This is a genomic window from Streptomyces sp. NPDC107454 (assembly GCF_055582885.1).
Genome location: NZ_JBVJPA010000006.1, coordinates 169,573 through 187,094, shown reverse-complemented (window position 1 = coordinate 187,094; position 17,522 = coordinate 169,573). Strand labels below are relative to the sequence as shown.

The window sequence follows — 17,522 nt, the reverse complement described above, 5'->3', positions numbered from 1 at the left end:
GTCAGCCCTCCTCCGCCGCACGTGCCACGAGCTTGGTGACGGCCGTCACCACGTGCTCGCCCGCCTCGTCATGAACCTCACCGCGGATGTCCACGATGTCGTTGCCCGCCATGGACTTGATCACCTCGATGGTCGAGGTGACCGTGAGCCGGTCGCCCGCGCGCACCGGACGGGTGTAGGCGAACTTCTGGTCACCATGCACCACACGGCTGTAGTCGAGACCCAGTTGGGGGTCCTGGACGACCTGCCCCGCGGCCTTGAAGGTGATCGCGAACACAAAGGTCGGTGGGGCGATCACATCGGAGTACCCGAGCGCCTTGGCGGCCTCCGGGTCCGTGTACGCCGGGTTGGTGTCCCCCACGGCCTCCGCGAACTCGCGGATCTTCTCCCGACCGACCTCATAGGGGGCGGTGGGCGGGTAGGACCGCCCCACGAAGGACTGGTCGAGCGCCATGGGCTCGGTACCTCCTGGTTTTCAGCCGGTGCAGCGATTCTCGGACCGATGCCCGTACGAGGACTGTCGGCGACTGCTCGACGACCACTCGCACGTCGGCACTCGGCCGGTGAACGACACGAGGCCGCCCCCGTTACTGGGGACGGCCTCGTGTACGAGCCTGATTTATCGCGTTTCGCGGTGCGCGGTGTGCGCGTTGCAACGCGGGCAGTGCTTCTTCATCTCCAGTCGGTCCGGGTCGTTACGCCGGTTCTTCTTGGTGATGTAGTTCCGCTCCTTGCACTCCACGCAGGCCAGCGTGATCTTCGGGCGGACGTCGGTGGCAGCCACAGGAGTGCTCCTTGACGAACGGATGGGACATTAACGCATAGAAGAGTAGCCGATCGAAGGACCGACCCCACAATCGGCTACTGTCTGTAGCGGTGACCGGACTTGAACCGGTGACACAGCGATTATGAGCCGCTTGCTCTACCGACTGAGCTACACCGCTGTGATGCGATTGGTCCCCGCCTTGCGACGGGAACCCCTCACACCAGAGCCCCAATACGGAATCGAACCGTAGACCTTCTCCTTACCATGGAGACGCTCTACCGACTGAGCTATTGGGGCGAGCGATGAAGACATTACACGCTCGCCCGCCGATCGCCCAAATCCGTTTCGCGGCACCCGCCCCGGCCTGTTCCCGGCCGTTCGCCGCCGCGACTCCGGCCCCTTACGAACGGTGTGTCACGACCGCGACTCCGGCCGCTCACGCCCCACGGATCACGGGCACACAGCCCGGTCGACAGCCCCCGGTCCCAGCCTCTCCGCCCGTCCGACCAGCGGCTCCGTCCGGCCGCCCCGACTCGCGTGCCCGGCTCTCATCTCCCGCTTTCTGTCCGTGCACGGACCACACCGGTACGACTATTGCGCTCCTCCCGGACGAGGAGGGCTCGCCACCCTAGGCTCGACTCACGCTGCGTGATCTTGCCCCTCACCGCCCACGACCTCGCCCCACCCCTCCACCGCCCCCTCTCCTCCCCCCCCCACACACACACCCCCACCACCGAAGCGCCCACCTCCCCGGTCGCCCCTCTCAACTGAAGCGCCCCACCTCCCCAGTCGCCCCTCCCCGCAGCCGCCCCCGAGCCCCAGGAGCGCGATGCCCGACAGCCAGCCGCAGCCACCCCACTCCTCGTCGGGACAGACCGACACCGCCACCCTGCTGCTGCGCGGAGCGCGGCTCACCGACGGCCGGACTGTGGACGTGCGGCTGGGCGCCGGGCGCATCGAGGCGGTCGGCACCGCCGGGAGCCTGGCGACGCCCTCCTCCGGCTCGCGCGCCTCGAAGGTGGACCTCGACGGCTACCTGCTCCTGCCGGCCCCCGCCGAGCCCCACGCGCACGGCGACACGGCCCTGACGGCCGACGGCGACGGCCCCCTCTCGTACGACACCCAGGAGGTCCAGCGCCGGGCCACCGAGGCCGCGTTGCTGCAACTCGGGCACGGGGCGACGGCGTCGCGCTCGCACGTGCGCGTCGGCGACGTACAGGGTCTCGACGCGCTGACGGCGGTGCTCCAGGCGCGGCGGGCGCTGCGCGGGCTGGCCGAGCTGACGGCGGTGGCGATGCCGCGGGTGCTAACCGGGGTCGCCGGTGCCGACGGGCTCGCGATTCTGCGGGACGCCGTGAAGATGGGCGCTTCGGTGGTGGGCGGCTGCCCGGACGCCGACCCGGATCCGACGGGGTACGTGGAGGCGGTCCTGGAACTCGCCTCGGAACACGGCTGCCCGGTCGACCTGCACACGGACGCCGCCGATCCCGCCCGGCTCGCCCGGCTCGCGGCGATGGCGGGCGGCCTGCGGTCCGGCGTGACGCTCGGCCCGTGCGGCGGCCTCGGCCGGCTGCCGTCCGAGGTGGCCTCCCGGGCGGCCGACCAACTCGCCGCGGCGGGCGTGACCGTGGTGTGCCTGCCACAAGGCGGCTGCGGGGGCGTGGACCGGCGCGGAACGCCTCCGGTACGGATGCTGCGGGCGGCCGGGGTACGGATCGCCGCGGGCAGCGGCGCCCTCCGGGACGTATCGAACCCCGTGGGCCGCGGCGACCCCCTGGAGGCCGCGTACCTGCTGGCCTCACGGCACGGTCTGCGCCCCGAGGACGCGTACGACGCCGTGAGCTCCGGCGCGCGGGCCGCCCTCGGGCTGCCCGAGGTACGCGTGGAAGCGGGTTTCCCGGCCGAGTTGCTCGCGGTGCGCGGGAACCGGCTGGCAGGGGCGCTGTCGCTCGCGTACAGCCGGATCGTGGTGCACCGGGGGCGCGTGGTCGCACGGACCAGCGCGGTGCGGGAGTACTGCAACTCGGCGGCTGCTGCGGGCCTGGACCTGCCCCGACAGGGACGCGGAGAGCCTTCCTAGCGGCAACTGCCGTCCAGCACCCCGCACATTGTGCGCGCGGCCACAACCACCGCCCGAGCGCCCCCTGTTCACCACGCGGGCCGAGAGCACGACGACCTCCGCCGCCGCGCGACCCTGTGGACAACTCAAGAGACCCCTGAGTTGTCCACAGGGTCGTGCGGCGAACGGGTCCATCCGGGCGTACGGTCGGAAACATGCGCATTGTCATCGCTGGAGGTCATGGTCAGATCGCGCTGCGGCTGGAGCGACTGCTCGCCGCGCGCGGTGACGAGGTCGCGGGGATCATCCGCCGCGCCGAGCAGGGCGACGATCTGCGGGCGGCCGGTGCCGAGCCGGTCCTTTGTGATCTGGAGTCGGCTTCGGTGGAGGAGGTCGCCGCCCATCTGCACGGCGCGGACGCGGCCGTCTTCGCGGCGGGCGCGGGCCCGGGCAGCGGTCCGGCCCGCAAGGAGACGGTGGACAGGGGCGCCGCCGTCCTGTTCGCCGACGCCGCGGAACGAGCGAGAGTACGGCGCCACGTCGTCGTGTCGTCCATGGGCGCGAACCCGGCCCACCCGGGCGACGACGTCTTCGACCTGTATCTGCGCGCCAAGGGCGAGGCCGACGAGTACGTACGCGGTCGTACGTCCCTGGAGTGGACGATCCTGCGCCCCGGATCGCTGATCGACGACGCCGGCACCGGCCTCGTACGCCTGGAGGCCTCGACCGGCCGCGGAGCGGTCTCGCGGGACGACGTCGCCGCGGTCCTGGCGGAGCTGGTGGAGACTCCTGCGACGGCCGGGCTGACCCTGGAGTTGATCAGCGGCTCGACGCCGATTTCGGTGGCGGTCAAATCGGTCGCGGGGAACTAGACACCGACCGGACCAGGCCATTCGCCGGCCCGCTCAGAACAACGGAAGCTGCCCGGGAAAGTCGGGCACGGAGTACCCGTCCAGCGTCGGCTGGGCCGCACCCAGCTGCGCCGGCCGACGCGACCCAGGACACGAGACCAGCTCCCCGCTCCCCCGCGCACCGGGCGGATCATGCCGGGCGAACCGTCCCGCGACGACGGCGATCTCCCTACGGCACTCGGGGCAGTTCCTACGACGCGATGACATGAGATCAGTCTGCCCGGCGGGCAACCGCCGCACCGACACCACCCGGCCCCGACCCCTACCCCGGCCCCAAGAGGCGGTGCGGCCGGCCCCGATGGCCGCCCGGACCTGTGGCCTCACGGCGATGGCACGTCAGCGTGATCCAGCCCCGTGACCTGCTCTTCAGACAGATCACGGGGCCTTTGTTCCTGTGAGGCCGACGTTGCGGGACGCGTCGATGTTCGCTCAACTGTGGGAGACGGTGAGGCCGTAGAAGGCGACCCGAGCACCCTTGGTGGCGCGGTCACGTCAAGGCTGACGGCGGGGCAACGCACTCGTACCGGAGCACTCGCTTCACCAGCCACGGAACGCCGCGCGCCGAGCCGACGGATGCGCAGACCGCGCAGGGGCCGGGGGAACGCGCGGCGGACGGAGCGAGGGACACGTCGCCTCGGAGTCGACCGCTGACCCAGGCCGACGTCGCTGGGGCCCTTTCAACGAGAGACCGTCCGGCAAACACGCAAACGACTCTTGGAGCGCTCACCTTCATCCAAGCGTGCCCTCGTTCGCCGCTCAACGCAGGAGCGCCCGGCTGTCCGCGAGGTCGCAACCACCAGGGGACCGCATCGATCCGGCCACCGAGCACGGCTGGGGCGAAACGCGTACCCACCGCCAACTACGTCTGCTGTCACGGAACCTGACAGAGCGGAGCCGTAGTCAGACCGTTGACGATCTATCGAAGGATTGTCGACGACCTGTCGAAATCCGGCCTGCTCGCGGGGGTTTACTAGACAGTCGCGTCTGTCCACGCGGACAGCCGGACACGGTCGGCTGTGCTCGCTGTGGACAGTCGCAGCCGATAGTCGATAAGGAGCACGGCAATGCTGAAGAAGTCACTGGTGGCGATTCTGAGCGCTTCCGCCCTCGCGATAGGGGCGCTCGGACTGAGTGCCGAGTCCGCGTCGGCAGCTTCCACCTGGAAGCTGAAGGCCACGTGCAGCTCGGTCAACATACGAGCGCACTCCAACACCAGCGCGAAGGTCACTGGCGTCGCTTACAAGGGCGACCTCATGAACGGCACGAAGGTGGACTACAAGGGCTACAAGGACATCAAGGTGGACAAGGCCTGGATCTACGGCAAGGTGGTGCGCAAGGACCACAAGGTCATCTACGGCTGGGCCGCGCTCAAGTGCTTCAACCCTTACGAGCAGTAGGGGAAACCTGCTCGGACAAGACCACGGCCTCTGACTGTTTCACCCGGTCAGAGGCCGTCCCCTGGCCGTGGGTGTGGGATCTGAATCCGAACCCACGGTGACTCGCACCACGACGGTTCCCAAGAGCCACCCCCGTCCGCCGGGTTTGCGTGAGCTGGAATGGGCGCCGCAGCGTCCTGCTCTCCGCGGTCACCTGGGCCGTGGCGGGTGGCACGAACAAGTTCCGCCGCTCCCGCCACGCCCAGGCCACCGCGAGCGTGACCGCCGGCAGGGGTGACCGACCTGCTCCGTGACCGCCGCCCCATTCGGCCACCCCGCTCAACGCCGCGGTCGCACGGGTCCAAGAGGCCGCCCACGTCGCCGACTTCGAGGCCCTCGACAAGATCGCACGTGCCGGCCGGTCGGCCGGCATCTGGCTGGTCATCAGCCTCCGGCGACCAGCGTGGACGAACCTCTCCACCGACGTCCGCGCAGAAACCGGGTACGGGGAGGCCTGGGCAAAAGCTCGGGAAAAAGTGCACAGCGCGGCTGAGGTCGCTTCCCTGCTCGCGCGGCGACCCTACGACCTGCGTCAAGCCGGGGTCCCTTTCTGGCTGAGCTCCGGCGTGGACCCGATGCGGTGCGCCCGGCGTGCAGGTCACACGATCGCGGTGCCGTTCAGGGTCTACGAGAGAGTGCTCGCGCAGACCCAGGAGCGAGCCAACCGGCGGACAGCCGCCGCCCTGCGCGAGTGGAACGAGCCGGAGTGACCGCCCACCCGTCCCCTCGGGCGACGCCTGGAGGACGCAGGCTGATCAGGAGCGGGATCCGGGCGAGCCAGAGTGAGACAAGTCACCCCTTTTCGACTCCGATCGAAAGATCACGTTCGAAAACGAAGAGACCCTCTCCGATCTACGTTTCCGCAGATCGGAGAGGGTCTACCTTCATGTGGCGGCGCCAGGATTCGAACCTGGGAAGGCTGAGCCGGCAGATTTACAGTCTGCTCCCTTTGGCCGCTCGGGCACACCGCCGGGGTTGCTGCCCTGAGGACCGCTTTTCGGCGGTGCTCCCTGGCAACGACGTAAACGATACCCGATGCTCGGGGGTGCTTCGCCACCCGATTGATCTGCGCCTGGAGGGGAGGGGGTGGCTAGGCTTATGCGGATGCGGCCGGGGACCTACGCCGGGCTCGACGGCCGCCCCTACGCACCCCGATACAAGGAGCCACAGGACATGGCCGACTCCAGTTTCGACATCGTCTCGAAGGTCGAGCGGCAGGAGGTCGACAACGCCCTCAACCAGGCCGCCAAGGAGATCTCGCAGCGCTACGACTTCAAGAACGTGGGCGCCTCCATCTCCTGGTCCGGCGAGAAGATCCTGATGGAGGCGAACTCCGAGGAGCGGGTCAAAGCCATCCTCGATGTGTTCGAGACCAAGCTGGTCAAGCGCGGTATCTCGCTGAAGGCGCTGGACGCGGGCGAGCCCCAGCTCTCCGGCAAGGAGTACAAGATCTTCGCGTCCATCGAGGAGGGCATCTCCCAGGAGAACGCGAAGAAGGTGGCGAAGATCATTCGCGACGAGGGCCCGAAGGGCGTGAAGGCGCAGGTGCAGGGCGACGAGCTGCGCGTCAGCTCGAAGAGCCGTGACGACCTGCAGGCCGTGCAGGCACTGCTCAAGGGCAAGGACTTCGACTTCGCGCTGCAGTACGTGAACTACCGGTAGCCATCGGCCACCGACCGGCTTCAGCCGGTGGTTCATTGCGCGTGCGAGGAAATTTGCGCGTACGAGGAAGGGTGGGCCCCCGGGGGTGCCCACCCTGCTCGCCCGCTGGCTGCGGCCTCGGGCCGTGCGCTCAACGGCGCGAGTCGCCGAACAGGATGCGGTAGAGGATGAGCAGAACGAGCGAGCCGCCGATCGCGGCGGCCCACGTGGCGCCGTCGTAGAACTGCTTGGCGATCGGGTGGTCCAGCCAGCGCGCGGAGATCCAGCCGCCGATGAACGCGCCCGCGATGCCGATGACGGTCGTTCCGATGAAGCCGCCCGGGTCGCGGCCCGGCAGCAGGAATTTGGCGATGGCTCCGGCCAACAGTCCCAGAATGATCCAGCTGATGATGCCCATGCCCTGAACCTGCCTCTCCGCGCTGTGCTTGTGCTGTGATCCTGCTCCGGACCTGCTGTCTCATGCCTTCGAGTTCGAGCAGCCGGTGGTCGTGCTGGTGTTCGTGGCGCGTTGTCGGGAAAGACGCCTCGTCGGCAGCGGTCGGTTGCAGCGATCAGTAGGGTGCCGCCCATGGCACAGTCCGGATCCGAGTTGCGGCGCACCCTGGGCGTCGGGGACGCCGTGGTCATCGGGCTCGGGTCGATGGTGGGTGCCGGGATCTTCGCGGCGTTGGGCCCCGCCGCACGGGCGGCCGGGTCCGGTCTGCTCCTAGGGCTCGCGATCGCGGCCGTGGTCGCGTACTGCAACGCGATGTCCTCGGCACGGCTGGCCGCTCTGTATCCCGCCTCCGGTGGCACCTATGTGTACGGGCGTGAGCGTCTCGGCGCCTTCTGGGGCTATCTGGCGGGCTGGTCGTTCATCGTCGGGAAGACGGCCTCCTGTGCGGCGATGGCGCTCACCGTGGGCGCGTACGTCCGGCCGGGGCAGGCGCACGCGGTGGCGGTCGGGGCCGTGGTGGCCCTCACCGCGGTGAACTACGGCGGCATGCACAAGTCCGCCCAGCTGACCCGGGTCATCGTTTCGGTGGTCCTCGCGGTCCTCGCTTCCGTGGTGGTCGTGTGTCTCGGATCGGACGCCTCCGACGCCGGACGGCTGGACGTCGGGGTCTCCGGTGGCGCGGGCGGGGTGCTTCAGGCGGCGGGGCTGCTGTTCTTCGCGTTCGCCGGATACGCGCGGATCGCGACGCTCGGTGAGGAGGTACGGGATCCGGCACGCACCATTCCGCGCGCGATCCCGACGGCTCTGGGTGTCGCGCTCGTGGTGTACGTGGCGGTCGCGGTGGCGGTCCTTTCGGTGCTGGGGCCGGAGGGGCTCGGGCGTGCCTCGGCGCCGCTGGCCGACGCGGTACGGACGGCCGGTGTGCCGGGGCTGGTGCCGGTGGTTCGGGTGGGTGCGGCCGTGGCCGCGCTCGGCTCGCTCCTCGCCCTGATCCTGGGCGTCTCACGGACGACACTGGCCATGGCCCGCGACGGTCATCTGCCGGGCGCCCTGGCCGACGTACACCCGCGTTTCCAGGTGCCGCACCGGGCGGAGCTGGCCGTGGGCGCGGTGGTCGCCGCGCTGGCCGCGACGGTGGACGTGCGGGGCGCGATCGGGTTCTCCTCCTTCGGTGTACTGGCGTACTACGCCGTGGCCAACGCGTCGGCGTGGACCCTGAGCCCCGCTCCGGCGGCGCGACTGGTGCCGGTGCTCGGACTCGTCGGGTGCGTGACCCTGGCGTTCGCACTTCCGGCGCTGTCAGTCGTCGTGGGCGCGGCTGTGCTGGGGGTGGGGGTGGCGGCGTACGGCGTGAGGGGGTGGCGGCGTACGCCGTGACCGGGTGGATGGCGTACAGCGTGACGGGGTGCGCGGCCTCGCGGTAGCCGCCGACGGGGCGTCGGGGGCAGGCAGGTCGCTACGAGGTCTGCGCCGCCGCCGTGCGTATGCGGAAGTCGGGCCAAGGGGCCAAGTCCGTGTCGTCGTTGGACTCCTCGTACCAGCCGGAGCCCTCCAGCCAGGTGTCCAGCCACGCCTCCAGGTCGGGCGCGTCCACGTACCAGGCGCGGTCGGCCTCGTCGGCGTTCGGCTCGAAGAGCAGGACCGTGCCCCGGGGGCTGCGGCAGTCCACGCACGCGTACATCCCGCAGCCCCAGTGGGATATCGGCAGGACGCCCTCCGGCCAGGGCCAGTCGGGGTCCTGTCGACCGCTCTCCCGGTGGGCGAGGTACTGCGGGACGGCGGCGGGCTCGCCGGACGGGGCGCCGTCGAGCAGCGGCAACAGGCCGTACTCCGGACCAAAGCCGCCGTCCCCTATCTGCAGGTAGAGCGCGGCGAGCAGTGGCGGCAGGGTGAAGCCCAGGACGGCTTCGGCGCGGGTGACCGTCGTCGCGTCCACGGGGTCGGGGAGCGAAGGCCAGCCCCACGGGCGGGTGTTGCGGGCCTCCGTACCGACCCGTGCCAGCAACTGCTCGATTTCGGTCATGGCTTCATGATGCAGCGCGCCACTGACAATCGGGCGGCCTGTGGATAACCCATCAGGCCATGCGTACGTCGACGCCGCTCTCGGTGAGGAAGGCGAGCAGTTCCTCGAAGGTCGGGGGTCTGCGGTCGCGGCACGGTGTCACGCCGAGGCAGGTACGGGCGACGTCGGCGTCGTGCCAGACGAGAGTGAAGGGCGGCTCGGCGCCGTAGCCGCCTCGCAGGCAGTCGGCGACGGCGTTCAGGTCGTGGCCGAAGTAGCCGCCGGGGCCGTTCACCGCCTCGCCCAGCGCGCAGTGGAAGGCCGGCGCGTCGGTGACGTGGCGGCCGTCGAGATGGTAGGTGGAGCCTGGCTCTGGGTCCGGCCCGTACGGGTTCGTTCCTTCGCGTGCCCGGCCGAGCCAGAACTCGCGCCCCTGCGAGCTGCATCGGGCCCAGCTGTTCGGCTCGGACTGGCGATCGTGCCACCACACGTCCCAGGCCTCGCGGGCTGCCCTGGGAAGCCGCCGCGACCAGGGGTCGAGCGTGAGATCGACCAGGCCCCGGCCGTGCGCGGAGGGGATCCAGGCGATGATCTCGCCTTCGAGTACGGAGCCGACCGTCCGGCCGACCCGGTTGAGGCGCAGCACGCGGGCGTGTCCCAGGTCCTCGTCACCCGCTTCGAGCGCGTCGCGCAGGGATCCGCGCGGAGAGCAGCCGAGCAGGCGCACCGGCGGGTCGGCCGGTTCGAGGAATTCGCCCGGGACTTGGCCGAGGTCCCTGCAGTGGCCCCACGGCTCGCCGTCCACGCCCAGCAGCCGGTGTCCCGCGGAGAGTAACGGCCGTTGGGGGTGTTCGGGCTGGGTGTCCGGGACCGCCGACGCCTCGATGGTGATGTCGCGCAGCGTCGGGTCGAGCGCGCACGGGCGGTCGCCGAGGACCCGTGCGTACTCCAGTGGCCATTCCTCCCCGACCGGGGTGTGCGTGGCGTCGAGGGTCCGCACCAATAGGCCGCCCAACGGAGCGGAGCCCGTGGTGCGGGCCCGCTCCACGGCCCCGACGAGCTCGCCCCGGGGTGCGCAGCCCAGCAGGTCGTACCGGACGCGCGGGGGAGGGAGCGGATCGGCGTAGAGCTCGTCAGTGGCGTCCTTGCACAGCGCCCATATCGACTCGCCGATGCCCCTGTTGCTGTACGCCGCCACGGCGTACTTCGGATTCTGCACCCCCGCGCCGCCCTGTCAGCGCGTGGCGAACGGCTCGTCCGTGCGGACGATTTCGCGGCCCAGCGGGAGCAACGAGACCGGGATGAGTTTGAAGTTGGCGATGCCGAACGGGATCGTCTCGGAATGTTCCCGATCACGCCACAAGGCCGCTGCGGTTCCGCCTGAACGCCTGACGAGCTGATACTTGTCTTGGCAGGCAGTGGCGACGGAAAAACCTGGAGAGGTGCCGATCATGAAGCTGTTCAGCTTCCTACTGAACGTCCTGTGGTTCGTCTTCTGTGGCATCTGGATGGCGATCGCGTACACGCTGGCCGCGCTGGTGTGCTTCATCTTGATCGTCACCATCCCGTTCGGCATCGCTTCGCTGCGTATCGCGGGCTACGTGCTGTGGCCGTTCGGCCGAACCACTGTAGAGCGGCCGGACGCCGGCGCGCCGTCGTTCATCGGCAACGTGATCTGGGTGATCTTCGCGGGCTGGTGGCTGGCGCTGGGGCACCTGATCACCAGCATCCCGCTGTTCCTGTCGATCGTCGGCATCCCGTTCGGATGGGCCAACCTGAAGCTCATCCCCATCTCATTGATGCCGCTGGGGCGCGAGGTGGTCCCAACCGATCAGAGGTTCGGTGGCCGCTGACCTTGGCACGCGCCAGGCCGAAGCCACGAGTGCGAAGGGCCTGCCTGGCTCGCCTCTCCTAGATGTCGCCGCCTAACGCTTGCCCTGTAATGATCTTCGGGTCGATGGCGGCGCGGCTGCTCGGTCGACGGACGGAAGAGTGAGCTGTATGACGGACGCAGCAGACCTGGCGCTGGCGCACCGCCTGGCCGATCAGGCAGACAAGGTCGCGCGGCACTACTTCCGTGCACCCGACCTGGGTGCCGATGACAAGCGCGACGGAAGTCCGGTCACCGAGGCGGACCGGGAGATCGAACATGGCCTGCGCGCGTCGATCCGTGCGGAACATCCGGGCGACGCGTTCGTTGGTGAGGAGTTCGGTGCCCATGGGCGGAGCAGCCGCCGATGGATCATCGATGCCATTGACGGCACAGCGAGTTTCCTCGCGGGCGAGCCGGAATGGAGCACCCTCATCGCCCTGGAAGAACACGGCGCCGTGACCATGGGCATGGTCTCCGCCCCCGCGCTCGGGCGCCGCTGGTGGGCAGCCCCGGGCGGCGCGGCCTGGATGGGGCCGTGCCCCTCCGATCCATCAGCACCACTGCGCCAACTGACGCTCACGGTGGGAGGAAACGCCAAGGATGCTGCCATAGGAATCTGGCCCCCTCCGTCCCGGCTGAGCGAAACCGAACGCGCGGTTGCGGCGCGGCTCGCAGCAGGCACCGCAACCGTGCTCCCCGCGCTCGACTGGTCCACGGTGGACCCCACCGCACCGCCACCCCGCAAGCCGTCTACCGCATCCGGCACCTGCCACGGCGCTCTCCTGGTCGCGACAGGAAAGGCCGATGCCTTCCTTCTGCTGGGCGCTGGCCCCTGGGACATCGCCGCAGTGATCCCCATCGTCGAGGAGGCCGGCGGCACCTTCAGCGACCTCTCTGGCCAGCGGCGAACGGATACGGGCGCCGCACTGTTTGCCCGACCCGGCCTCCACCAAGAGCTCCTGAAGATGACCGAAGCCCCCAACTGACCAGCGCATCACGGCTGTTTGACCCCGTCCCAGCGGTTGCGGGACAAGCTTTAGATCGCTCCAGGCCACACCACTCTCGCGGCGCATGCCAGGAGTGGCGACTGAAGCATTGGAGTCAACACTTCGCTGAATGCAACACAACAGCACAGATCAGCTGCTGGGGCGGTACGGCGACCCCGGGGGGCGACGGCCGAGGAGGTCGCTGAGGGGATGCTTCAATCGACTGGCCACGGCCACACCTGGCCGACATTGTTCGTGACTATGAGTCTTACCTGGCGGGGCGCCTGGCGGCCGACTTGCAGAGCTACCTCTACTGGCTAGAGGAGGGCCGGCCTCCCGCAGCGGGCGAACGGCTGCCCGACCTTTAGTCGACGGGCCAGTCCGTCTTAACTGATCGTTTCAGAATGAAGTTCGGAGTCGTCTCAAGCAGATGATGCTGTAGGCGAGTTGGAGCAGGCTGAGGTGGATGTCGGCGCGTACTGATGACGCTCGCTCGCGCCGTGCCCGCGCTGATCGACCGCGACGACCCGATACCGGGCAATCAGCCGCGAGGCCACCACCTCCCACTCACCCGCATGACCGGCCAAGCCGTGCAGCAGCACGACCGGCTCCCCCGGCCCGCCCCGGTCCCGGCAGACAAGCCGAACCCCGTCGCGCACCACCACACGCTCGGACCACACCACGACCGCCCCCAGGAATCGTCTCGCCCCGATCATGCCCCGACAGCCACGAGCCGCGCTCAAGGCCGCCCTTCTCGAAGGCGCGCCGCCATGAAACACCGGCCACGTCCGCGGCGACGGTGCCCTGCGACCGCAGCGGGGCAACTGCCACTGTCAGACCCAGGTGGCAGCATCACCGAAGTGAACGCCCTGAGGCGTCCTCAACTCACCTCCGTAGCAAACGAAGAGGAGCATTCCCCTTGCGACTGCATCGCGTAGCGCCCGGCATCGCCGCGGGCATCCTCGCCCCGGCCCTCCTGCTCGCCACCCCGTCCTTCGCCGCCACGGCGGCACCGACCGCGATGACGGTGCCCGCGGTGTCCTCGTCCGCGGACGAGCCGGACGCCGACGACCTGAGGGTGGCCATAGTCCGGATCCTCGCCGACCCGGACAGCGGCCGGCGTGTGACACGAGAAGCCAACGCCCTCCTGGACGCCAACGACCCCGAGGCGATGCGCGCCTGGCTGGAGACCGGCTACCGCATCGCCCAGGCCGAGGACGACCGCGTCGCCATCACGCGCCTGCTCGCCGACCCCGACAGCGGCCGGCGCGTCATCGCCGAGGTCAACGCCCTCCTAGACGCCAACGACTCCGACGCGATCCGCGCCTGGCTGGAGACCGGCTACCGCATCGCCCAGGCCGAGGACGACCGCGTCGCCATCGCCCGTATCCTCGCCGACCCGTCCATCAGCCCGGCCCTGCGCGCGGCAGCCAACGCCGCCCTCGACGACAACACACCCGAAGCACTGCGCCACTTCCTGGAAGTCGGCAGGTACCAGGTCGCCTGACCGGCACGGCGCCGCACCACAGCGCGTCGCCCGGGCGGGGCCGCCTGCACCTCTGTGTGCCGGCGGCCCCGCCCGGCAGGCCCTGTGCCGGCTCGGCGCCCTCCGCAGAGCTCTGTGGTCTCGCCGCCCGGTGCGGCATGGGCCACTGACACCTCCGACAGCAGAAAGCACATTCTTCGATGACCACACAACCCCTACGCACCGAGCGCAGCGGTCCGCAGACCGCTTCCGTCGTGACCGACCTGCCGGTCAAGCCTCAGCTCGTCAAAGCGGTGTTCAGGGACGTGACCTCGTTGCATGTCTCCCGGCCGGCCGCGTGGGCCGCCGCGTCGGTGACGCGGACCGTGCTGACGGAGATCATCGACGGCGCGAGAAGCGCGGCGGCCGAGGAGGCCAGGAAGAGGCTGATTCCCAAGGACCTCATCTCGGCGATCGACCGGAACGTCGAGGTGGAGGTGGGATCGGCGTGGTACCTGCACAGCCCGACCTTCCACGGCCTGATGGGCGAGGTGCGCAACGCCGATGGTGCGCTCGTGTCTCTTCGTGAGCGCCGCGGGGCGCGTACACCGAGTGGTGTGGCTGGCGCCCACCGGTTCGAGGCCGGGGTGAGAAGGCTGCTGGGGAGCCGGGGGGGTGAGGGCGGTCCCGGCGATGGTCCGCGACCTGGACGGAATCGCGAGCGTGTTCCTGACGGCCCTGGCCCGGGACGCGGCCAAGGTCGTCCGCGAGGGCGGGGTCAAGCAGTTCGGGACAGTCAGTCTGGTGATGCCGGGCGAGCCAGCCCCGGCCCCGCTGCTCAAGGACCCCCTCCTCGCCCTGTCCACCCGCCGCGGGGACGGGCGGACTGTTGGCGGGGACGACGTCCTGGCCGCCGTCACGATGCAGCTGTTCGGCGATCTCAGACAACGCGCCATCACCGAGGCAGCCGAGATGACACGGAACACGTCGGCCAACTGATCGGGCCCGCCCCTGCGCTCTGCCCACTGCGCACGGTTCCCACGTGTGCGCGGCTCCCTGAATCTGCCGCCCGCATTCGGCTCCGGTCGGCTCGCGAGAACGGGCTCGTCGCATGGGCGCGGACCGCCGGCCGCAGGCACCCCACGGGGAAGACCTCCCTTAAGTGGCAGCGGTCCGCTCGCCAATGGCCTGAATCTCGTTAGCGTGGGGCAGGACAGGGTGAATCGCTGTCGTCGCCGACGCACGACAACACCACGACCGAAGGGCGCAAGAAGATGCGCCGTGACGCCGACTACGCCGAGACAGAGTGGGAGACGATCCGCGACCGCACTCAGGGCGGCTTGCAGGAGAAGGCCGAACTGACACCAGCGGCGCACATCGGCGGGCGTCCGCCGTACGGCTACCGCATCGCCAACAAGGGGACCCCCGGCTCATACCTGGTGATCGACGAGGACGAGGCGAAGATCATCCGGCATGTGTACGACTTGGTCGTCGGCGAAGGGCTCAACCTTCGCAAGGCCACCATCCGTCTCATCGCCGAAGGGGTCACGGCGCGTTCCGGCAAGACATGGACGCGCGACAACCTCCGGGATCGCATCATGTCGACGCCTGTCCTCGACGGTGTACTCGTCTTCCGCGGAAAGCACGCCAATACCGACGAGAACGGCAATCCCATCTGGGGCGACTCCGTACGGATTGATCTGCCTCGGATCCTGACCGAGGAACAGAGCGCGGAGCTTCGACGCAAGGTCGCCGAAACGGCGAAGCAGAGTAGTGGGCAGCGGTGGTTCTATCCGCTGAGCGGTCGGCTCCTGGGCCTTTGCGGAAAGACATATGCGGGGATCAGCTTCACCCCAACACGGGAGGGTGCCCGGTTCTACCGATGCTCCGGCAACGCGCCCAAAGACCCTAGCAAGAAGTCGTGTGGCTGCTCGCGCGTCGACGCCAACGCGCTTGAGCGCCATGTGTGGAAGCACGTCACCGAGATCGCGAGCGATAGCAAAAAGCTCCAGGCGCTGGCTGCCGAATGGATCGGGATGGCGGAAGTGGACACCACTGCCCTGGTCGACCGGATCGCAGCCCTTGACCACCAGATCGAGGGTATGAACGCTTCGATCACGGCCGTCATCATCGCTTCGGCCAAGCAAAGCAAGTCAGCCGACGCTATTGAAACGGCTACAGCCGTTCTGAACGACGAACTCCAACAGCTTCAGAACCTGCGCGACGAGGCGGCCGAATGGCTTGCGGAGATGGAGGAGTCCGACCGGCGCGCCCGGGACCTCATCGCGCTGGCAAGCATGGCGAAGAAGTCGTTCCCGGACATGGCCCCGGAGCAGCAAGCGGCCATCTTGTCCATGCTGGAACTAAAGGTCACGATCACGGGCCCGGTGCCCGACGATCGGCGCGGCGGCGTCCCCTGCACCGTTCGCGCCTGGTACGCCGCTGCTGGCCTCGGCGTCCCTGCTGCCGCACTCTCCGACGAGGAGTGGGCAAAGTGTCGCTCCCCTACTCCCTAAAGGGCGCCGGGGCACCGTTCGCCGATCCGTCGACGCCATCTTCAATAAGGCACGCACCGGCAAGTCCTGGCCCGTTGTGGTCAAGGAGACCGGGGCCACCATCCAGGCTTCGAAGCACTTCAACACCTGGACGTCCGACGACACCTGGAGCCGTGTGTGCGCTGCCCTGGCGGACGTAGAACAGGTCCCTCTCCCGGAGCTTCAGCTACTGCCCTCGATGGTCATCGAAGGACGGGTCGACCCGAGCGCGATGCTGATTGCAGAAGAACGATCCCGAACGGGATGCCGATGATGGTGATACACAGCAGCACGCCGGCGGCCAAGTAGCCGAGGAACAGCCAGAAGCCGCTCAGGACGAGCCAAATGACATTGAGGATTGTCTTCATTGCTGGCGACCTGCCATCTGCTCGAGCCGGGCGATGCGCTCCGCCATCGGCGGGTGCGTGGAGAACATCTTCGACATTCCCTGACCCGGGCGGAAGGGGTTGGCGATCATCATGTGGCTCGCGGTCTCGATGCGCGGCTCGGGAGGCAGCGGCAGTTGTTTGGTGCCCGCCTCGAGCTTGCGCAGGGCACTGGCGAGGGCGAGGGGGTCGCCGGTGAGCTGGGCGCCGGACGCGTCCGCCTCGTACTCCCTGGAGCGGCTGATGGCCAGCTGGATGAGGGACGCGGCGAGCGGACCCAGGATCATGATCAGCAGCATGCCGAGGATGCCGGGGCCCTCGTCGTCGTTCGAACGGCCGATCGGGATCAGCCAGGCGAAATTCACCAGGAACATGATCACGGAGGCGAGGGCGCCCGCGACCGACGAGATCAGGATGTCGCGGTTGTAGACATGGCTGAGCTCGTGGCCGATGACGCCGCGCAGCTCGCGCTCGTCCAGGATGCGCAGGATTCCATCGGTGCAGCACACCGCCGCGTTGCGCGGGTTGCGCCCCGTCGCGAACGCGTTCGGCGCTTCGGTCGGTGAGATGTACAGGCGCGGCATGGGCTGGCGGGCCTGGGTCGAGAGCTCCCGGACGATGCGGTACAGGGCCGGGGCCTCGAATTCGCTCACCGGGCGTGCGCGCATCGCGCGTAGAGCCAGTTTGTCGCTGTTCCAGTACGCGTACGCGTTCGTCCCGATCGCGATGAACAGCGCGACGACGAGGCCTGTACGCCCGAAGAAACTGCCGATGACGATGATGAGTGCGGACAGTCCCCCGAGGAGTACGGCGGTCCTGAGCCCATTGTGCCGGCGGTGCACGGTACGCCCTCCAAGTGGTGCGGCAGGGGAACCCTTTGCTTGCTGATGCATTGCTTCCACTTTTCAGTGGAACCTCCCGCACTGGTCAACGCCAGGCGGGGAGCACTAGTTCCCTTGTGCGCGCGACAGCGCACGTGGACCGTCCGGGTGACGGTCCGGGTGAC

The 17,522-nt window shown here is 69.1% G+C and carries 16 protein-coding genes, 3 tRNA genes and 4 pseudogenes; 10 read left to right on the top strand and 13 right to left on the bottom strand.

What is annotated here, in order from left to right; genetic code table 11:
• Position 1 precedes the first annotated feature (1 nt).
• The 4 genes from ACZ69M_RS16510 to ACZ69M_RS16495 form a co-directional block, all read right to left on the bottom strand.
• On the bottom strand, positions 2-454 hold the full coding sequence (locus ACZ69M_RS16510) for an FAS1-like dehydratase domain-containing protein (protein ID WP_470050438.1): 453 nt from the start codon (positions 452-454) through the stop codon (positions 2-4).
• A 165-nt stretch (positions 455-619) separates the two neighbouring features.
• Positions 620-784 carry a 50S ribosomal protein L33 gene (gene rpmG / locus ACZ69M_RS16505; RefSeq protein WP_004571794.1) on the bottom strand — a complete coding sequence of 55 codons (165 nt, stop codon included), beginning with the start codon at positions 782-784 and terminating at the stop codon, positions 620-622.
• Between the two features lie 87 nt (positions 785-871).
• A tRNA-Met gene (locus ACZ69M_RS16500) sits at positions 872-944 on the bottom strand.
• 46 nt (positions 945-990) lie between these two features.
• A tRNA-Thr gene (locus tag ACZ69M_RS16495) sits at positions 991-1,063 on the bottom strand.
• 532 nt (positions 1,064-1,595) lie between these two features.
• Between ACZ69M_RS16495 and ACZ69M_RS16490 the strand changes: the two genes are divergently transcribed.
• A complete protein-coding gene (locus tag ACZ69M_RS16490; protein ID WP_470050435.1) occupies positions 1,596-2,846 on the top strand; it encodes an amidohydrolase family protein in 1,251 nt (416 codons plus the stop codon).
• A gap of 194 nt (positions 2,847-3,040) precedes the next feature.
• Positions 3,041-3,697, top strand: coding sequence for an NAD(P)H-binding protein (locus ACZ69M_RS16485; RefSeq protein ID WP_470050433.1), 657 nt, complete (start codon positions 3,041-3,043; stop codon positions 3,695-3,697).
• Between the two features lie 33 nt (positions 3,698-3,730).
• Here the strand turns inward: ACZ69M_RS16485 and ACZ69M_RS16480 are convergent, their stop codons facing one another.
• Positions 3,731-3,943 carry a hypothetical protein gene (locus ACZ69M_RS16480; protein WP_060901523.1) on the bottom strand — a complete coding sequence of 71 codons (213 nt, stop codon included), beginning with the start codon at positions 3,941-3,943 and terminating at the stop codon, positions 3,731-3,733.
• Positions 3,944-4,800: 857 nt separating this feature from the next.
• On the opposite strand from ACZ69M_RS16480, the gene ACZ69M_RS16475 reads away from it, so the two are divergent.
• Entirely contained in the window at positions 4,801-5,133 is a 333-nt protein-coding gene (locus ACZ69M_RS16475; RefSeq protein WP_352046393.1) for a hypothetical protein, read from the top strand.
• Between the two features lie 928 nt (positions 5,134-6,061).
• Here the strand turns inward: ACZ69M_RS16475 and ACZ69M_RS16470 are convergent.
• Positions 6,062-6,143: transfer RNA gene (locus tag ACZ69M_RS16470), tRNA-Tyr, on the bottom strand.
• A gap of 202 nt (positions 6,144-6,345) precedes the next feature.
• On the opposite strand from ACZ69M_RS16470, the gene ACZ69M_RS16465 reads away from it, so the two are divergent.
• Positions 6,346-6,834, top strand: a complete 489-nt coding sequence (locus tag ACZ69M_RS16465) for a YajQ family cyclic di-GMP-binding protein (protein WP_101403673.1) — start codon at positions 6,346-6,348, stop codon at positions 6,832-6,834.
• Positions 6,835-6,964: 130 nt separating this feature from the next.
• On the opposite strand, the gene ACZ69M_RS16460 is transcribed toward ACZ69M_RS16465, so the two are convergent.
• Positions 6,965-7,231, bottom strand: coding sequence for a GlsB/YeaQ/YmgE family stress response membrane protein (locus tag ACZ69M_RS16460; protein ID WP_054228314.1), 267 nt, complete (start codon positions 7,229-7,231; stop codon positions 6,965-6,967).
• Between the two features lie 171 nt (positions 7,232-7,402).
• Between ACZ69M_RS16460 and ACZ69M_RS16455 the strand changes: the two genes are divergently transcribed.
• Positions 7,403-8,647, top strand: a complete 1,245-nt coding sequence (locus ACZ69M_RS16455; protein WP_470050430.1) for an APC family permease — start codon at positions 7,403-7,405, stop codon at positions 8,645-8,647.
• Positions 8,648-8,726: 79 nt separating this feature from the next.
• On the opposite strand, the gene ACZ69M_RS16450 is transcribed toward ACZ69M_RS16455, so the two are convergent.
• The 3 genes and pseudogenes from ACZ69M_RS16450 to ACZ69M_RS16440 all read right to left on the bottom strand — a co-directional run.
• Complete coding sequence (locus ACZ69M_RS16450) at positions 8,727-9,293, bottom strand: SMI1/KNR4 family protein (RefSeq protein ID WP_470050428.1); 567 nt, start codon at positions 9,291-9,293, stop codon at positions 8,727-8,729.
• Between the two features lie 52 nt (positions 9,294-9,345).
• A complete protein-coding gene (locus ACZ69M_RS16445) occupies positions 9,346-10,491 on the bottom strand; it encodes a barstar family protein (protein ID WP_470050426.1) in 1,146 nt (381 codons plus the stop codon).
• A 15-nt stretch (positions 10,492-10,506) separates the two neighbouring features.
• Positions 10,507-10,605: pseudogene (locus tag ACZ69M_RS16440) on the bottom strand (YccF domain-containing protein); the annotation flags it as partial.
• Between the two features lie 118 nt (positions 10,606-10,723).
• Between ACZ69M_RS16440 and ACZ69M_RS16435 the strand changes: the two are divergent.
• Together ACZ69M_RS16435 and ACZ69M_RS16430 are read left to right on the top strand one after the other, a co-directional pair.
• The gene (locus ACZ69M_RS16435) at positions 10,724-11,125 is read left to right on the top strand and encodes a YccF domain-containing protein (RefSeq protein WP_351706001.1); all 402 of its coding nucleotides are present in this window, start codon (positions 10,724-10,726) and stop codon (positions 11,123-11,125) included.
• Positions 11,126-11,273: 148 nt separating this feature from the next.
• On the top strand, positions 11,274-12,131 hold the full coding sequence (locus tag ACZ69M_RS16430) for an inositol monophosphatase family protein (RefSeq protein ID WP_470050424.1): 858 nt from the start codon (positions 11,274-11,276) through the stop codon (positions 12,129-12,131).
• A 485-nt stretch (positions 12,132-12,616) separates the two neighbouring features.
• Here ACZ69M_RS16430 and ACZ69M_RS16425 read toward each other — a convergent pair.
• Positions 12,617-12,847: pseudogene (locus tag ACZ69M_RS16425) on the bottom strand (alpha/beta fold hydrolase); the annotation flags it as partial.
• 203 nt (positions 12,848-13,050) lie between these two features.
• Here ACZ69M_RS16425 and ACZ69M_RS16420 point away from each other — a divergent pair.
• The 3 genes and pseudogenes from ACZ69M_RS16420 to ACZ69M_RS16410 all read left to right on the top strand — a co-directional run bounded on the left by ACZ69M_RS16420 (position 13,051) and on the right by ACZ69M_RS16410 (position 16,112).
• A complete protein-coding gene (locus ACZ69M_RS16420) occupies positions 13,051-13,638 on the top strand; it encodes an ALF repeat-containing protein (RefSeq protein ID WP_470050422.1) in 588 nt (195 codons plus the stop codon).
• A gap of 179 nt (positions 13,639-13,817) precedes the next feature.
• Positions 13,818-14,595 (top strand): annotated as a pseudogene (locus ACZ69M_RS16415) (hypothetical protein).
• A gap of 275 nt (positions 14,596-14,870) precedes the next feature.
• Complete coding sequence (locus ACZ69M_RS16410; RefSeq protein WP_470050420.1) at positions 14,871-16,112, top strand: recombinase family protein; 1,242 nt, start codon at positions 14,871-14,873, stop codon at positions 16,110-16,112.
• A gap of 269 nt (positions 16,113-16,381) precedes the next feature.
• Here ACZ69M_RS16410 and ACZ69M_RS16405 read toward each other — a convergent pair.
• Positions 16,382-16,498, bottom strand: a pseudogene (locus ACZ69M_RS16405) (YccF domain-containing protein); the annotation flags it as partial.
• On the bottom strand, positions 16,495-17,358 hold the full coding sequence (gene htpX / locus ACZ69M_RS16400) for a zinc metalloprotease HtpX (RefSeq protein WP_470050418.1): 864 nt from the start codon (positions 17,356-17,358) through the stop codon (positions 16,495-16,497). The pseudogene ACZ69M_RS16405 and the gene htpX, both read right to left, overlap by 4 nt.
• Positions 17,359-17,522 lie beyond the last annotated feature (164 nt).

Excerpts from the sequence above, each read along its gene's own strand:
- ACZ69M_RS16510 (WP_470050438.1), bottom strand. The coding sequence starts at position 454 with ATGGCGCTCGACCAGTCCTTCGTGGGGCGGTCCTACCCGCCCACCGCC.
- ACZ69M_RS16490 (WP_470050435.1), top strand. The coding sequence starts at position 1,596 with ATGCCCGACAGCCAGCCGCAGCCACCCCACTCCTCGTCGGGACAGACC.
- ACZ69M_RS16485 (WP_470050433.1), top strand. The coding sequence starts at position 3,041 with ATGCGCATTGTCATCGCTGGAGGTCATGGTCAGATCGCGCTGCGGCTG.
- ACZ69M_RS16480 (WP_060901523.1), bottom strand. The coding sequence starts at position 3,943 with ATGTCATCGCGTCGTAGGAACTGCCCCGAGTGCCGTAGGGAGATCGCC.
- ACZ69M_RS16475 (WP_352046393.1), top strand. The coding sequence starts at position 4,801 with ATGCTGAAGAAGTCACTGGTGGCGATTCTGAGCGCTTCCGCCCTCGCG.
- ACZ69M_RS16465 (WP_101403673.1), top strand. The coding sequence starts at position 6,346 with ATGGCCGACTCCAGTTTCGACATCGTCTCGAAGGTCGAGCGGCAGGAG.
- ACZ69M_RS16460 (WP_054228314.1), bottom strand. The coding sequence starts at position 7,231 with ATGGGCATCATCAGCTGGATCATTCTGGGACTGTTGGCCGGAGCCATC.
- ACZ69M_RS16455 (WP_470050430.1), top strand. The coding sequence starts at position 7,403 with ATGGCACAGTCCGGATCCGAGTTGCGGCGCACCCTGGGCGTCGGGGAC.
- ACZ69M_RS16450 (WP_470050428.1), bottom strand. The coding sequence starts at position 9,293 with ATGACCGAAATCGAGCAGTTGCTGGCACGGGTCGGTACGGAGGCCCGC.
- ACZ69M_RS16435 (WP_351706001.1), top strand. The coding sequence starts at position 10,724 with ATGAAGCTGTTCAGCTTCCTACTGAACGTCCTGTGGTTCGTCTTCTGT.
- ACZ69M_RS16430 (WP_470050424.1), top strand. The coding sequence starts at position 11,274 with ATGACGGACGCAGCAGACCTGGCGCTGGCGCACCGCCTGGCCGATCAG.
- ACZ69M_RS16410 (WP_470050420.1), top strand. The coding sequence starts at position 14,871 with ATGCGCCGTGACGCCGACTACGCCGAGACAGAGTGGGAGACGATCCGC.